14 protein-coding genes are annotated in these 16460 nt (G+C 25.4%); all 14 read right to left on the reverse strand.

The genetic code is table 11. The features are described 5' to 3' along the window. Nucleotides 1-21: 21 nt before the first annotated feature. Nucleotides 22-1107 (reverse strand): NAD-dependent epimerase/dehydratase family protein, encoded by a 1086-nt coding sequence (locus AC4FRL_RS07425; RefSeq protein WP_491139586.1) that lies wholly within the window; start codon nt 1105-1107, stop codon nt 22-24. A gap of 35 nt (nt 1108-1142) precedes the next feature. Continuing rightward, on the reverse strand, nt 1143-2330 hold the full coding sequence (wecB, locus tag AC4FRL_RS07430; RefSeq protein WP_491139587.1) for a non-hydrolyzing UDP-N-acetylglucosamine 2-epimerase: 1188 nt from the start codon (nt 2328-2330) through the stop codon (nt 1143-1145). Nucleotides 2331-2490: 160 nt separating this feature from the next. Continuing rightward, a complete protein-coding gene (locus AC4FRL_RS07435; RefSeq protein WP_491139588.1) occupies nt 2491-3711 on the reverse strand; it encodes a polysaccharide biosynthesis C-terminal domain-containing protein in 1221 nt (406 codons plus the stop codon). Next, a complete protein-coding gene (locus AC4FRL_RS07440; protein ID WP_491139760.1) occupies nt 3711-4751 on the reverse strand; it encodes a polysaccharide biosynthesis protein in 1041 nt (346 codons plus the stop codon). Before AC4FRL_RS07440 ends, AC4FRL_RS07435 begins: the two co-directional genes overlap by 1 nt. Before the next feature lie 11 nt (nt 4752-4762). Beyond that, nucleotides 4763-6202, reverse strand: a complete 1440-nt coding sequence (locus AC4FRL_RS07445) for an oligosaccharide flippase family protein (protein WP_491139589.1) — start codon at nt 6200-6202, stop codon at nt 4763-4765. Between the two features lie 7 nt (nt 6203-6209). Further along, on the reverse strand, nt 6210-7376 hold the full coding sequence (locus tag AC4FRL_RS07450; protein ID WP_491139590.1) for a glycosyltransferase family protein: 1167 nt from the start codon (nt 7374-7376) through the stop codon (nt 6210-6212). A gap of 104 nt (nt 7377-7480) precedes the next feature. Then, on the reverse strand, nt 7481-8653 hold the full coding sequence (locus AC4FRL_RS07455) for an O-antigen ligase family protein (protein WP_491139591.1): 1173 nt from the start codon (nt 8651-8653) through the stop codon (nt 7481-7483). A 32-nt stretch (nt 8654-8685) separates the two neighbouring features. Next, nucleotides 8686-9897 carry a glycosyltransferase gene (locus AC4FRL_RS07460; RefSeq protein WP_491139592.1) on the reverse strand — a complete coding sequence of 404 codons (1212 nt, stop codon included), beginning with the start codon at nt 9895-9897 and terminating at the stop codon, nt 8686-8688. Nucleotides 9898-9959: 62 nt separating this feature from the next. Then, complete coding sequence (locus AC4FRL_RS07465; RefSeq protein WP_491139593.1) at nt 9960-10922, reverse strand: glycosyltransferase family 2 protein; 963 nt, start codon at nt 10920-10922, stop codon at nt 9960-9962. Between the two features lie 24 nt (nt 10923-10946). After that, complete coding sequence (locus AC4FRL_RS07470; protein ID WP_491139594.1) at nt 10947-11765, reverse strand: glycosyltransferase; 819 nt, start codon at nt 11763-11765, stop codon at nt 10947-10949. Between the two features lie 40 nt (nt 11766-11805). Beyond that, nucleotides 11806-12516 (reverse strand): sugar transferase, encoded by a 711-nt coding sequence (locus AC4FRL_RS07475; RefSeq protein ID WP_491139595.1) that lies wholly within the window; start codon nt 12514-12516, stop codon nt 11806-11808. 14 nt (nt 12517-12530) lie between these two features. After that, nucleotides 12531-13769: a DegT/DnrJ/EryC1/StrS family aminotransferase gene (locus AC4FRL_RS07480; RefSeq protein ID WP_491139596.1), complete on the reverse strand. Its 1239-nt coding sequence runs from the start codon at nt 13767-13769 to the stop codon at nt 12531-12533. Nucleotides 13770-13830: 61 nt separating this feature from the next. Next, on the reverse strand, nt 13831-15735 hold the full coding sequence (locus tag AC4FRL_RS07485) for a polysaccharide biosynthesis protein (protein WP_491139597.1): 1905 nt from the start codon (nt 15733-15735) through the stop codon (nt 13831-13833). A 71-nt stretch (nt 15736-15806) separates the two neighbouring features. Then, nucleotides 15807-16460, reverse strand: a complete 654-nt coding sequence (locus AC4FRL_RS07490) for a CpsD/CapB family tyrosine-protein kinase (protein ID WP_491139598.1) — start codon at nt 16458-16460, stop codon at nt 15807-15809.

Genomic DNA, 16460 nt, shown 5'->3' on the forward strand with positions numbered 1-16460 from the left:
TCAGAAAACTGAGGCTTTTTTTTATATTTTATAAAAATCTTTATACCACTCAGCAAATTTTCTTAAACCTGTTCTTAAATCTGTTTTTGGCTTAAAATTAAAATCTCTTTCTAAAGGAGTTACATCAGCATAAGTAATAGCTACATCACCTGGTTGCATTGGAACAAATTTTTTATGTGCTTCAAAATCATAATCTTCTGGTAACACCTTAGCTCTAATTAATTCTTCTTGAAGTATAGTAACAAAATCAAGTAAATTTTCTGGCTCATTATTTCCAATATTATATATAGCGTATGGAGGAATAGGCAATCCATCGTCTCCTTTTTTTCTCTTTGGAGGTGCATCCATAATATTTTTTACTCCCTCAACTATATCATCTATATATGTAAAATCACGCTTACAATTTCCATAATTAAATATTTCTATTGTTTCACCTTTTAAAAGCTTGTCTGTAAATCCAAAGTAAGCCATATCTGGTCTTCCAGCTGGTCCATATACTGTAAAGAAGCGTAAGCCAGTTGATGGTATATCATAAAGCTTACTATATGCATGAGCCATTAATTCATTAGACTTTTTAGTTGCAGCATAAAGAGAGACTGGATTATCTACTTTATCATCAGTAGAATATGGAATTTTTTTATTCGCACCATAAACTGATGATGATGAAGCATATACTAAATGATCTACTCCTTTTTCTCCATTATCATAAGAATGCCTACAAGCCTCTAATAAATTATAAAATCCTAATAAATTTGCTTCAAAATAAGAATCAGGATTAATTATAGAATATCTAACTCCTGCTTGAGCAGCTAAATTAACCACAATGTCTGGTTTATATTTATCGAAAATATTATTAACTAATTCTCTGTCTGATATTGAACCCTTTATAAATGTCCATTCACAAGTACTTCTATTTTCTACTTCTTTTTCTATTTCTCTAAGTCTCCATTCCTTTATGCTTACATCATAATAATCATTAATATTATCAATTCCTATAATGTGTATGTTATCTTGTGTTTTTAATAGTTCTAATGCTAAATTACTTCCAATAAATCCAGCTACACCAGTTATTAGAATATTTTTACTTTTAATATCTATATAATTCATTTAAATTCTCCTGTTCTACTAATATAAATTAATTATTATATATTTTTCCAAACAACTTTATTTATTATATTAGTATAAGATTGTATTATCTTAATAACTTTAGTTGAAACATTTTCTTCTAAATAGTCTGGAACATCACTACCATTATCACTATTGTTAACCATTTTTATAGCTACATCAACAGCTTGAAGTAAACTTTTTTCGTCTATACCAGCAAGTATAAAATTAGCCTTATCTAAAGCTTCAGGCCTTTCAGTACTTGTTCTAATACATATAGCTGGAAAAGCCATTCCTTTATTTGTAAAATAACTACTTTCTTCTGGTAATGTACCACTATCTGAAATTACAGCAAATGCATTAATCTGTAAATTATTATAATCATGAAATCCTAATGGTTCATGCATAATAACACGCTCATCTAATTTAAATTTAGATTCATAAAGTCTTTTTTTACTTCTTGGATGGCATGAATAAAGTATTGGCATATCATATTTTTCAGCTAATTTATTTATAGATTTAAATAATGAAAAAAAATTGTTATCATTATTTATATTTTCTTCTCTATGAGCAGAAAGTAACATATATTTATTTTTTTTAAGATTTAACCTTTTTAAAATATTACTTTTCTCTATATCTAATAAATTATTATGCAAAACTTCTGCCATAGGTGAGCCAGTTACATATGTTCTTTCTTTTGCTACCCCACATTCTGCAAGATATCTTCTTGCATGTTCAGAATATGCTAAATTAACATCAGATATAATATCAACTATTCTACGATTTGTTTCTTCTGGAAGACATTCATCCTTGCATCGATTTCCTGCTTCCATGTGAAAAATAGGTATATGTAATCTTTTAGCAGAAATTGCTGATAAACAAGAGTTTGTATCTCCAAGTATCAATAATGCATCTGGCTTAATCTTTAGCATGAGTTTATATGAATAACTTATTATATTACCAATAGTATCTCCTAAATCATCTCCAACAGAATTCATATATACTTCAGGTTTTTTTATTTTTAAATCATTAAAAAAAATATCATTAAGATTATAATCATAATTTTGACCTGTATGAGCTAGTATACAATCAAAATATTCCCTGCACTTATTTATTGTTGCTGATAATCTAATTATTTCTGGCCTAGTTCCAACAATTATTAAAAGTTTTAATTTTCCATTATTTTTAAAGTTTATATTTAAATAATTTTGTTGTATTTTTTCCATAATATTATCTCCTTATATTTTTCAATAAAATATACTATAATAAATATTTATTTCATTAAAAAATTAATATTAAATTTAAATAATCTTAAGTTCACTAAAATATTTATAATTTACTTATTTAGAAAAAAGTATCTTTATTTTTAAAAAAGTATATTTATTTTTATATACGAACTTTTTCTATAAATGTGTCTGGATTATCTTTATCAAACTTCTCATTCGACCATATAATTGTTATTAAATCTTCCTCTAAAGAAAGATTTATTATATTATGAGTATATCCAGGCAACATATAAATAGCTTGCATATTTTCTCCACTTACTTCATATTCTATTATATTATCTGAATTTAATTTACGCTGTTGAATTAATGCATGTCCACTTACAACTATAAATATTTCACACTTACTATTATGCCAGTGATTACCTTTAGTAATTCCAGGTTTACTTATATTTACACTAAATTGCCCACAATTATTTGTTTTTAATAGTTCTGTAAAACTCCCTCTACTATCTATATTCATTTTAAGAGGAAAAATAATTTCATCTTTAGGTAAGTATGATAAATATGTTGAATATAATTTTTTCTCAAATGAATCATTAGGAATTTCTGGAATAATAAGTGTGTTGGATTGATTTTTAAACTTTTCTAATAAAGCAACAATGTCGCCTAAAGTAACTTTATAACTCAAAGGCACATAACAATATTTACCATTTTGTTTTTTTACTAATTTTAATCCATCAAATTCACAATGATGTTCTTGACCATTTAAAGCTAAAAACATTTCTTTTATTAAATCATCAATATACACTAATTCTAACTTTGTATTTCTATCACTAATCCTAATAGGAATATTCTTAGCTATATTATTACAAAAAGTAGCTATTACAGAATTATAATTAGGTTTACACCATTTTCCAAACAAATTAGGAAATCTATATACTAAAACCTTCGCACCTGTTTCTTCTGAATATTTAAAAAGTTCTTCTTCTCCTAAAAGCTTAGTTATACCATACTTTGACTTAGAATATCTTCCTTCTAATGTTGCTTGAATAGAAGACGCTAACATAACTGGACAAGTATTATTATATTTTTTCAGTATTTCTAATAATTCATGTATAAAATCTAAATTTCCAACTTTAAAATCTTCTTCATCTTTTGGTCTATTAACACCAACTAAATTAAATATAAAATCTGCATTTTTACAATAATTTTCAAGTTCTTCCTTGCTAGAATCTTTTGTATAAGAATAAATTGTTAATTTATCTTCATCTTTTAATATATTTATTTTATTAATGTTATCCTTACCATCTCTTAAACACTCTAAAGCTGCTACAAGGTTTTTTCCTATAAAACCATTAGCTCCTGTAACTAATATATTCATTACCTATTCTCCCAATAAAATAATTCATTTTTTATATAATCTAATTTTAATAATTTCTCTTTAACTTCATCAACATTTAACAATTCTGTATTATTAGAATTAAACTCAGTTAATTTACGACGACTTATACATCCATCTTTAAAATATTTATCATAATTTAAATCACGATTATCACAAGGAACTCTATAAAAATTTCCCATGTCTATAGCATCAGAACATTCTTCATTTGTAAGTAAAGTTTCATAAGTTTTTTCTCCATGACGAATACCTATAATTTTAATTTCAATATTAGAATTAAATAATTCCTTTACAGCTTGTGCAAGAATTTCTATAGTACATGCTGGAGCTTTTTGAACTAAAATATCACCATTTTTTCCATTTTCAAAAGCAAATAATACTAAATCAACCGCTTCTTCCAATGACATTATAAATCGTGTCATTTTTGGATCTGTAATAGTTATTGGATTGCCCGATTTTATTTGTTCAATCCAAAGAGGTATAACTGAACCACGTGAACACATTACATTGCCATATCTTGTGCAACAGATTTTAGTTTTATCGTTATCTACTGTTCTTGATTTAGCAACTATCACTTTTTCCATCATTGCTTTAGATGTTCCCATAGCATTTACTGGATATGCAGCTTTATCGGTAGATAAACATATTATATTCTTAACTCCAGCTTCAATTGCAGCTGTTAAAACATTATCAGTTCCAATCACATTAGTTTTTACAGCTTCTAAAGGGAAAAATTCACAAGAAGGAACTTGTTTTAATGCAGCTGCATGAAAAACATAATCTACATTATACATAGCATTTTTTAAAGATTTAATATCTCTAACGTCTCCAATAAAGAATTTAACTTTATTAGCTAATTCAGGCATTTTTGCTTGAAGTTCATGACGCATATCATCTTGTTTTTTTTCATCTCTAGAAAAAATTCTAATTTCTTTTAAATCTTTAGCTAAAAAACAATTTAATACAGCATTTCCAAAAGAACCAGTTCCTCCAGTAATCATAAGTATCTTATCTTTAAAAATTTCTTTTTTAATCATTTATTTCTCTCCTTTGATTTTAAATTGTAAAATATATCAAATTTTTTAGTCTTAAAAAGATAAATTAATACTAATATACAATATATAAATATTCCCGATAAAATTTCTATAAATAATTTTAATAAATTATTATTAATAAATGTACCTATAAATCTTACACCTAAAAACATAATTACACCAAAAATTATAAATATAAAGTTATCAAAAATATATTTTTTTATAGGTAGTTTTTTTCTAACCATAAAAGTCTGTACTATACAAACAGTAGCCTCAGCACATATTGTCCCTATAACAGCTCCCATAGCTTCAAATTTTGGTATTAATAAAAAATTAATAATAATATTTAATACAGCTCCTAAAATTATTGATATTAAATAACTTTTATCTTTGCCTCTAGGTATTAAATATTGAGTTCTGATAACATTTGCCCAAGAAATAAATATTATAGTTATAGATAATCCAATTATAAGAGGAATACATTCTAAAAATTTATCTCCAAAAAAAATAGGTACAAAAGTTGGCGCTATAGCAGATAATCCAAATATCATTGCTATACTCATTATAACTATAAAAAATATAGAATTTTCGATATATTTTTTTATTTTTTCATTTTCACCATTGGCTATCAGAGATGTTATTCTTGGTAACATTACAGTACCAAGAGCGGTTATTAAACTCATAGGTATATTAATAATACTTTCAGAAGAAGTAAAAAATCCAAGTTGTGTTTCATTACTATATATTCCTAACATTATTCTATCCATCACCTTATATAAACTAACAGCTATAGCAGGAATAAATAATATTAATTCAGGTTTAATATTCTTTTTAATATCAGAAATTTTAGGTTTATACCAACCTACATACCTTTTCAAATAAAACCATAAATATCCATTAGATAATAAAGAAGACATAACTGTTATAAATGAATAAATCCATAAATCTTCAGGACCTTTAATAAAAATAAATATACATGCTACATTAAGTAATTTAATTATAATATTTCTTGTAACTGTTATCTTAAATTCTTCTAAACCAAAAAACATCCAACTTATATCTAGTAAAGCAGATAATATATATAATCCATTAATTAAAGCTATATTAAAATAACTTTTAGCAAAAAATATAATATAAAATAAATAAATAAATATAATAATAAAAGAACGAATAAATTGAAATGAATATATTGTCCAAAATGTTTTAGTTAAATCTTGTTTATTATTTTTAACTTTAGCTATACTTCTATTACCAAAATTTAATACTCCAAGCATACAAAAAAGAACAAAATATGTTACTATTGAATAATAAAAAGATTGAACACCTATCATTTTAGGTCCTAGTTTTCTAGATATATATGGTGCGGTAAATAACGGAGTTATTATTAATAATAATTGATATAATAAATTATAAATATAATTTTTTTTAACAGAACTCATTTTTTACCTACTTTCTTTTTAATCTATATAATACTGCATTTCTAAAGCCATATAGCCCTAAATAAAGTAATTTTTTCCAATGTATACCTCTTGCATCAAAGCTAGTTATGTAGTTTTTATTTATTTTATAAATATCATCTTTTTTAGATAAATCATATAAAGTTATACCTTCACCTAATTGTGGAAATATACAATTTTGCTCTATAGGTCTAAGAATTAATCCAAATGTTTTAATTCTTTTATAAGGTAAAGCCTTAGTAGAAACAACATATCTTTTATTTTTATAATTTTTTCTACTTCCATATAGGTCTAATATTATGTCACCTTTACATTCTGGAAATATTTTATCTTCTAATCCAATTCTTTCAAAAAAAATATCATATTTAATAGCTTCATTTATTTTAGGAAAATTAAAAACCTTGTTTCCTTGAAGCATAGGAACATAATAATCATTATTTGAGATATTACAATGTTGTCCTGCAACTGATCGATTTGATGATAATGAAATAATTGGATATACAAAATATTTATTTTTTTCTACAATATATCTCATATAATACTTTAACCATGAATGATTATCCCAACTTGAAATATACTCTGGTATTATGTTTCCTTCCGCCAAATTCATATCTTTATTTTTTAAGTACCATCTTTTAAATTTTTCCCACATATTTCTTGTCCAACATTGTCCCCATGATTGTGCATATTGCATCATATATGCATCATATCCATTATTTTCAGCTTCGAAACGTCTTCCTACACATTGATTAATTTCATTCTTATATAATGAAATCCCAGCAATATAATCTTCATTTTTATAAAATTTTATAGCTTGTTTAACATATGAATAAAAATAAGGTGAAACAATTAAGTCATCTTCAAGTATAATAACTGCATCATATATCTCTGTTAAATCTCCACATTGAATTATATGATTTCTTAATCCTTGTCTTTCTTTAAATGCTCTAATTTTTTTATTACCATACTTCCACTCAAACTTTTGGGCTATATTTATTATTTCTTCTTGAAGTTGTCCTTTATCTATGCTTATAATTAAATCTAAATTCTCATCAACATTCTTGATTAAATTTATAGAATTTAATAACTTACACATTGAATCTGGTCTATTATATCCCACCGCCACTATAGCAATATTGCTAATTAAATCTTTCATTTCAAATCACCACTTTTATATAATTTTTATAAATATATTTTAACAATAATAATTTTAATCTTTAATTTATTATAAAAATTATTACATTAATATTGCCCATATATTTAATCTATAAGTTTTAAAACTAAATATTTTTTTTCTTTAGTTACTATAGATTCAATACCACCAATTATATAAGTAAAAATTCCAAAAAAAATTGGTGCTCCTTGTAATATTGGTTCGGTAAAAAATACTATTAAAAAAGTAGAAATTATACTAATAATTAAAATTTTATACTCTTTAACTATAAATTTATCTTTATACACTTTTACTAATAATAAAATTGTTCCAATAGCAAACAATGTATAAAAAATAAACGGAATTACACCAGCATCTTTTGCAACATCTACCCATAAATTATGTGCATAATTATTATAAGGAGATTTACCTAAAGGATATAATGGCAATAACTTTAATATATCTATAGCATACGTCCATCTATCATTACTTGCCAGAGTATTTCCACTTTGTGATATAGAACTTCTTTGTCCTAAAGCAGTTGTAGCAAACCATTCTTGAATATTGAATAAATCTAACCAAATAATTAATCCAACTATAGTCACCAAAACAATTATAGCAAATATCCATTTTATTACTCCTAAAGTAAATGGCCTATTTATAACCATATATAAAAAAATGGCAATTAAAAAAATCATTGGTGTTAAATATAATATAGTTCTAGAGGCATTTAGAATAGAACCAACAACACCTCCTAAAGCTGCCAAAACACCTAACACTTTGAATAATTTTCTTTTTTCGTATACAATAAAATAAAATAATAATGAAACTGCCATTATATAATTTAAATTTTGTAAAGTTGCACTTATAACTCCCCCATAAACGTCATTATACTGTCTTCCTTCAATCATTAAAATATTTACATTTCTATTTGCTATCAAATTCATAAATCCATGCAAAAATGATCCAAAAGAGAATACAATAATACTTAATTTTAAGTTTTTATAGTTACCACATGTAATTATATAACCCAAATAAAATAATATTATTGGATTAATATATCTCATAATCATAGTTGATATTTCTGGCACTCCATAATTTATAATATCTATAAACATAAAACTAAAAGAAGCTAGTATTAAGATTATAAACATTGAATTTTTTAAAAAAACAATTTTAAAATTATTCTTCAAAACTGTATATAATAATAAAAATGGAATACAATAATTTGCTAATCCAAGAAAATTATTAGCAAATAAAAATAAAAGTAATTGTTGCATTTTCATTCTCCTATTCGTAAATACAATATTAATTAAATATTAGATATTATTTTTGCTGTATATTCAGGTGTAGAAGTAATAAATTTATTTTTTACTAATTCATAATCTAAAGTATTTATATTTTCTAAAAATTTAACAATAATATTAGTATCTACAATTTCTTTTTCACTCAGTAATAATGAATTACCATATTTTTTTAATGGTTCTATGCAAGTATCATATTTCCAACTATAGAAATGTATTATTGGTTTGCCAGTTGACATATATTCATAAATTTTAGAAGGTGCCATAGGACTTTCATGATTTCCAACGCTCAATAAAACATCTGCAGACATAATATAATCATTAGCTATATCATGTGGTTTCATGCCTAAAAACTTTACTTTATTAGGAAATTTATCACATAAACTCTCTATAATATCATTACAATCACCACCACCTATTATTATTAACTGATAATTAATACCTTCAATTGCTCTTATAAGTGTTTCAATTGCAAATTTAGGATTTCTTAATTTTTTATAAAATGTTCCCGTATAAACAATTGTTCTAAATTTATTGTCATTAAATTTAGATTTGTTTAGTTTAGGCTTACTTATTAATGGAAAATTTACTAATTCCATTTTATTTTTAAAATTTATATATTTATCAGAAAAGTAAAAATCTTTATGGCATTCCATTATTAAAATTTTATCACATTTATTAAAAATCATTTTTTCCCACTTATACCCAAGTTCTTCTCTTTTTTTATTAGATAATATTCCACTATTAGATTGTTCATTTGATAAAGTATCTAACGAATAATAAATAATTTTAATATCTGGTCTTTCATTTTTTATCAATTGCAATGCTGCTACCGCTTCAAGTGGAACATATGATGCTACAACGCTAACATCATTACATCCAAAACTTAAAGATAAACATTCATTTTTAAAACGATTCATTAATTTCTTACTTCTTAAAGGATATTTATTTATGTAAACTAACTTACTTAATCTAGATTTAATAATATCAATCTTTTTCCAAATTATTTTTTTATATTGATTTTCCAAAAAATACGATGGAGTATTTATTCTAATTATCTTCACTCCATCAATAACATTAATATTACTTCTATCGTTATAACATATGGTTGATACATCATTTCCTTTTAAAGCTAATTCTTTTGCTATTGAATGGACACAAATTCCAGTTGCACCTGGATTAGATAAATACTTTCCAGTTAAAAAAATATATTTTTTCATAATATTAATCTACCTCCATTTTATTTTAAGCATAAAATATTTAACTTATTTTTAATTATAATCTATTTTTTTATAAATTTAGCTAATATAATTATAATAAGCAATATTTTAAACTTAATTATAGGTAATAATATTTTTGCTTCTTTTCTTAAATACTTAATATCTAAATCCCAACCATAAATTCTCTCAAAACAAATTATTTTTTCTTTAAATTTTTTTCTACATTTAAAGACAGATAATTTTTTTGAATTATTAATTAACCAAAGTATTAACACAACGAAAGCAAATGCATTTAATGAACTATTATATTCTTCTTTAATTTTTAATTTTTCTAAATGCTGTCTCATTTTTTCTAATGTTATTTCCCAAGTACCATTTGGATTTTTAGATTGACTATTTGGATAGTTTACATAATGATATAAATTACTCTCTATAAAAGATATTTTATTAGCATTCCTTAATAGCTCAAAACTAAAAATTGCTTCTTCTCCGACAATATCATTAGTATATCTTAAATTATTTTTTTCTATTAAGCATCTAGAAACCGCTTTACGACATCCACCCCAAGGCATGTAACCTGTCATCTGACATCCAATCATATCTTTGACACTGAACTTTTTAAAATTTGACATTTTTTCATATTTTATAACATTTCCATTGATATCTTCTTGAATCACATCTATAAAAATGACATCTGAATTTTCATTTAATACTTTTTTGTTTAATAATTCAAAATAATTTGGTTCAATATAATCATCTGAATCAATAAAAACAACATAATCTCCCGTAGCTATATCTAAAGCTTTATTTCTAGCAAGTCCTGGTCCTTCATTTTTCTTCCTCTTAATTTTAATCCTATCATCATTTATAGAATAATTTAATAAAATATTATAACTATTATCCTTTGAACCATCATCTATAGCTATTACTTCCCAATTAGAATATGTCTGATTAATAATACTATTTAAACATTTTTCTATACTATTTTGTGAATTATACACAGGTATAATTACTGATATTTTCATTAAATTCTCCTTTTTAAACTTTAATTATTTTCTTAAAAAATTCTTATATAGCAATTTTTGTATTTTAATAGGACAAATAAACATAACTGTCTGAGCAATAAAAATTATTATATAATCAGTAAAACTAGAATAACCAATTTTCCAAAATCTTTTTATTGTCTTTATATAACTCCAGGTATTACTCCAACTTTTACGTCTCTTAGCTAAATTCTCATTTGCCCTAAACCATAGTAATGATTCCTCAAAATTATATGCCTTGCAACCTCCATAAAGCATTCTACCAAACAAATCAACATCTTGATTTCTTTTCAAATCACTATAACCATTAAACTCAAGAACTTTACTTTTCCTATACATGACACTAGGATGATTAAATGCACTTCTTCTTTTAGAAAACTCATATATATCATTATTATTAGTTGGTACAACACGTCTTCCTATAATATTATCTGTTGTTCCATCAAATTCATCTATAGCCGAACCTATTATTACAAGTTCTGGATTTTCTTCAAATTTTTTAACTTGCCTTTCGCATCTAGTTCTCATAGAAATATCATCAGTATCCATTCTAGCAACTAATTCATTTTTGCAATTCTTCAATCCAAAATTAAGAGCAAAACCTAATCCTCTATTTTTAGAATAACCTACTATATTTAATAATTCCGGATATTTATTTTTATATTTATCTAAAACATATTGCAATTCTGAATTAATATTACCATCTTTAACTATAACTATTTCATTTGGCTTTAAACTTTGATCAATCATACTTTTAAGTGATTCATCTAAGTATTTAGGATTTTCTTTATCATATAAAGACATCAAAACACTATAATTTTCCATAAAATTTACTCCTAATTAATAATTAATCAATAAAATATTTCTATAAATTATAAAATTTTATAATTTTTTTAGCCTTAGCTTGTAATAAATCATACTTACTTTTTTCAATTTTTTTAGTTCGTAGAAGATAGTCGCCTAAATCTTCAGAAGTAGCCATATTATCATTAGTAATACCTTCCTGTTTTATAAATGCCTTCTGTACGGTTTGAAAAATTATTTTTAAATCACCCCAAAATGTAATTTTTTTTATATATTCTAAATCATAATTTAATTTTTCATCCCAACTAATAGAATTTCTACCACTTACCTGTGCTAAACCACTAAGTCCAGGCCTAACACTATGACGTTCTCTTTGCTCTTCTGTCATAAAAACCATATCTCTAATTAATTGAGGTCTTGGACCAATAATACTCATATCACCTTTAATAATATTAAATACTTCAGGTAACTCATCTAAGCTTGTACTCCTAAGCCACTTTCCAAAATTAGTAAGCCTAACTTCATCCGGCATTAAATTACCATTTTCATCCTTTTCATCTGTCATAGTCCTAAATTTATATAAGCAAAAAATTTCTTCATTTAATCCTGGTCTTTCTTGCTTAAAAATTATAGGAGATCCTAATTTTATTTTAACAAGAATTGATATTATTATATACAACCAACTAAATATAACTATAGCTAAAATAGAACAAAACAAATCAAATATTCTTTTTAAATATTTTTCATAAAATGTTTTTTTACGTTTATTCATATTTATAATATCCTCTATTCAAAGCATCTTTTAACAATCTCTATTATTATATTTTGTTCTTCTTTAGTCATTTTATTATCACTTGGCAAGCATAAACCTCTATTAAATATATCACTACCTACATCAGTAAATTTACTGTTATTATAAGCATTAGTTTTAGCTCTACCACTTCCATCTTTAGTAATAAAATCATTCATTCTATATATAGGTTGCATATGCATTGGTTTCCATATAGGTCTTCCTTCTATATTATACTTAGCTAAACTTTCTAAAATTTCTGTAGGACAACTTTTTCCAATTTCACTAACATAAACAACTTCACTATCACTTCTAACTTGATTACACATAGCCTCTGGCTCAATAATTATACAACTTAACCAAAAATTTGGTTTACTATTTTTTTCATCATAAGGATTCATATTTACAGGTAAATCTTTAAACCCTTCTCTATATCTTTCGTAAATTTCTTTCTTTTTTAAAATATGTTGATCTAAATATGGAAACTGTCCTCTTATAACTCCAGCAACTAAATTGCTCATTCTATAATTATATCCTAATTCTTCATGTTGATACCAAGGAGCATTTTCTCTTGATTGAGTTGACCATTTCTTTACTTTTTCAGCTGCATATTTACTATCTGTAAGAAGCATTCCACCAGAAGAACCTGTAATTATTTTATTCCCATTGAAACTAATAATATTAAATTTTCCAAAACTTCCAGTTTGTTCCTCTTTATATTTAGCTCCTAAAGATTCTGCCGCATCCTCTATTAAAACTGCTCCATACTTATCACATATTCTTTTAATATCATCAATTTTAGCTGGTGTCCCATATAAATGTACCAAAACAACAAGCCTAACATTTGGATATATTTCAAAAGCTTTTTCTAATGCTACAGGATCCATATTCCAAGTATCATATTCAGTATCAATAAAAATTGGAATTCCACCTTCATATACAACAGGATTTACTGTAGCAGCAAATGTAATATCAGAACAAAAAACCATTTCACCACTTTTTATTCCAGAAAGCTTTATAGCCATGTGTAATGCTGAAGTTCCTGTTGAAAGAGCTACAGCGTATTTACATCCTACTTTTTCACATGCTAACTTCTCTATTTCATTTATATTCTCTCCAACAGTAGACATCCAATTTGTTTCATATGCTTCATTTATATATTTAATTTCATTTCCATGCATCGTTGGAGATGAGAGCCATATTTTTTTTTCAAAAGGTTTTATTTTTTTTGTCATATCTTCCTCCAAAAATATTTTAAAATAATATAAATTTTTGATAATTTATTTCAAAATCACTTTAAATTTTACCTATAGCAACTTCTTCTTCAAAAATATCTTTTTTATTTTTATCTAACCTATTATAAGTTGGAACAAATTCTTCTATTTTATCTCTTATTTCTTCAGGCGTTCCAAAAGAACTTACATATAAAAGTTCAGTTATTTCAGCTTTTATATGTTTAAAGTCAAAATCTCCTGGCTTGCCTATAAATATTTTTTCATGCTTAGTTTCAGTTAATCCTTCTTCATCCATAAGAAGTTCTTCATATAATTTTTCTCCTGGTCTTAAGCCAATTACCTTTATATCTATATCTTCAAAAGGTTCATATCCAGAAAGCTTTATTAAATTTTTTGCTAAATCATATATTTTAACTGGTTTACCCATATCTAAAACAAATATTTCTCCACCTTCGGCATAAGCACCAGCTTGAAGAACTAATTGAGTTGCTTCAGGAATAAGCATAAAATATCTTGTTATATATTTATTTGTTAAAGTAACTGGCCCACCTTCAGCTATTTGTTTTTTAAATAAAGGAATTACTGAACCATTACTTCCAAGAACATTTCCAAATCTAACAGCAACAAAGTCTGTTTTACTTTCTTTGTTTATAGCTTGTATTATCATTTCACACATTCTCTTAGTTGCTCCCATGACATTAGTTGGATTTACAGCTTTATCTGTTGAAATCAATACAAACTTCTCAACTCCATATTTATCTGCACACTCTACAGTATTTAAGGTTCCACCAACATTATTTTTAATAGCTTCTCCAGGGCTTGTCTCCATTAAAGGAACATGCTTATGTGCTGCTGCATGGAAAACTACCTCAGGTCTGAAATCATTAAAAATAGAATCTAATTTTTGTTTATCTCTAACTGATGATATTATAACTTGTTTCTTAAGTTCTGGATGGGTTCTATTTAATTCCATCTCCAAATCATAAGCATTATTTTCATAAATATCTAGAATCATAAGCTCCTTTGGAGAAAATTTAGCTATTTGTCTACAAAGTTCTGAACCAATTGAACCTCCTCCACCAGTTACTAAAACTCTTTTGTTTCTTATATATTTAGCTATTTCATCTTTACTAAGATTAATTTCTTCTCTTCCTAAAAGATCCTTTAAATCAACATCTCTCATCTTAGTTAAATTAACTTTGCCACCTATCATTTCATAAACTCCAGGCATTATTTTAACCTTAACCTTTGTATCATGACATGCTTCTATAATTTTTTTCTTTTCTTCAGTAGTAATAGATGCTATAGCTATTAAAATCAAATCTACTTTTTGATTTTCAACAATATGTTTTATATCTTCTCTAGTACCTAAAACTTTAACGCCATTTATATATGTACCTAGCTTACTTATATCATCATCTATAACGCCTATAGGCTTAAATCCTGCTCCAGTTTCTCTTTTCATTTCATTTATAACTAATCTTCCACAGGAACCGGCCCCTACAATTAAAACATTCTTTTGAACTTCTACGCCTCTTAAAGTACCATACATTACAACTCTTCTATACATTCTAAAAGAAAGTCTAAATCCTATAGTTAATACCATAGTTAATATACCAGCAGATATAGTTACCATCATAGGAATTCTAGGGTTTAAGAAAAACATAATAACAATGTTTATAAAACATCCTAAAACACAAGCAGCTACTCCTCTCATAACTTCATCTAAGCCAGCAACACTCCATAAGCTTTTATACATTCTAAAAAAGGCAAACAAGATAATATATATAGCTACTATAAGTGGCATCCATTTAAAATAAACTGCCCACTGTTCCTTAGGTATATCTCCTAGTACAGGTGCATTAAATGCAAATCTTACTAACATGCTAAAAATATAAGCAATATTAATAAAAATCACATCAAAAACAGCTAATAAAATCCCCTTTATCATACTTGATTTTGACATTTCACTCCTCCCCTAACTAAAAATATATTTCAAGTTTAGTAAACTAAAATTTTAATTTATTAAAAATCTATTTATTCTTTTTTATAATAATAATAATATTTTCCTTTAGAACTTTCCTCTCCATTGAATACTACACCTATTATATTAGACTTAACTGTTTTTAATCCTTTTACAGCTTCAACAACAATATCTTTTTTTGTATACCCATATTTAACAACAAGAATTGTTCCATCAACTTTTGTTGATAGTATTTTAGAATCAGCAACAGCGTTAACTGGTGGAGTATCTAAAATTATGTAATCATATCTTTCTTCCAATTGACCTAATAAATGTTCCATAGCTTTTGATGCTAACATCTCTGCAGGATTTGGTGGAATTAATCCTGAAGGTAATACATGCAATCCAGATTTATGTTTATAAATTACATTAGAAAAATCTTCTTTTCCAAGTAAAAATTCTGTTAATCCTTTTGAATTACTAATCCCAAATTCTTTATGTATAATCGGTTTTCTTAAATCGCAATCAATAATAATAGTTTTTTTGTTATCTTGTGCAAAAGATAAAGCTAAATTTATACTAGTTGTAGATTTTCCTTCTCCTGGCTCAGCACTAGTTATTACAATAGATTTAACAGGATTATCAAAAGAAGAATACTGTATGTTTGTTCTTAAAGTTCTATAACTTTCTGCTGCTATAGATTTTGGATTATTTTCTAATAATATCAT

This window comes from Clostridium sp. TJA032 (assembly GCF_058310275.1).

Excerpts from the sequence above, each read along its gene's own strand:
- AC4FRL_RS07425 (WP_491139586.1), bottom strand. The coding sequence starts at position 1,107 with ATGAATTATATAGATATTAAAAGTAAAAATATTCTAATAACTGGTGTA.
- wecB (WP_491139587.1), bottom strand. The coding sequence starts at position 2,330 with ATGGAAAAAATACAACAAAATTATTTAAATATAAACTTTAAAAATAAT.
- AC4FRL_RS07435 (WP_491139588.1), bottom strand. The coding sequence starts at position 3,711 with ATGAATATATTAGTTACAGGAGCTAATGGTTTTATAGGAAAAAACCTT.
- AC4FRL_RS07445 (WP_491139589.1), bottom strand. The coding sequence starts at position 6,202 with ATGAGTTCTGTTAAAAAAAATTATATTTATAATTTATTATATCAATTA.
- AC4FRL_RS07450 (WP_491139590.1), bottom strand. The coding sequence starts at position 7,376 with ATGAAAGATTTAATTAGCAATATTGCTATAGTGGCGGTGGGATATAAT.
- AC4FRL_RS07455 (WP_491139591.1), bottom strand. The coding sequence starts at position 8,653 with ATGCAACAATTACTTTTATTTTTATTTGCTAATAATTTTCTTGGATTA.
- AC4FRL_RS07460 (WP_491139592.1), bottom strand. The coding sequence starts at position 9,897 with ATGAAAAAATATATTTTTTTAACTGGAAAGTATTTATCTAATCCAGGT.
- AC4FRL_RS07465 (WP_491139593.1), bottom strand. The coding sequence starts at position 10,922 with ATGAAAATATCAGTAATTATACCTGTGTATAATTCACAAAATAGTATA.
- AC4FRL_RS07470 (WP_491139594.1), bottom strand. The coding sequence starts at position 11,765 with ATGGAAAATTATAGTGTTTTGATGTCTTTATATGATAAAGAAAATCCT.
- AC4FRL_RS07475 (WP_491139595.1), bottom strand. The coding sequence starts at position 12,516 with ATGAATAAACGTAAAAAAACATTTTATGAAAAATATTTAAAAAGAATA.
- AC4FRL_RS07480 (WP_491139596.1), bottom strand. The coding sequence starts at position 13,769 with ATGACAAAAAAAATAAAACCTTTTGAAAAAAAAATATGGCTCTCATCT.
- AC4FRL_RS07485 (WP_491139597.1), bottom strand. The coding sequence starts at position 15,735 with ATGTCAAAATCAAGTATGATAAAGGGGATTTTATTAGCTGTTTTTGAT.
- AC4FRL_RS07490 (WP_491139598.1), bottom strand. The coding sequence starts at position 16,460 with ATGATATTATTAGAAAATAATCCAAAATCTATAGCAGCAGAAAGTTAT.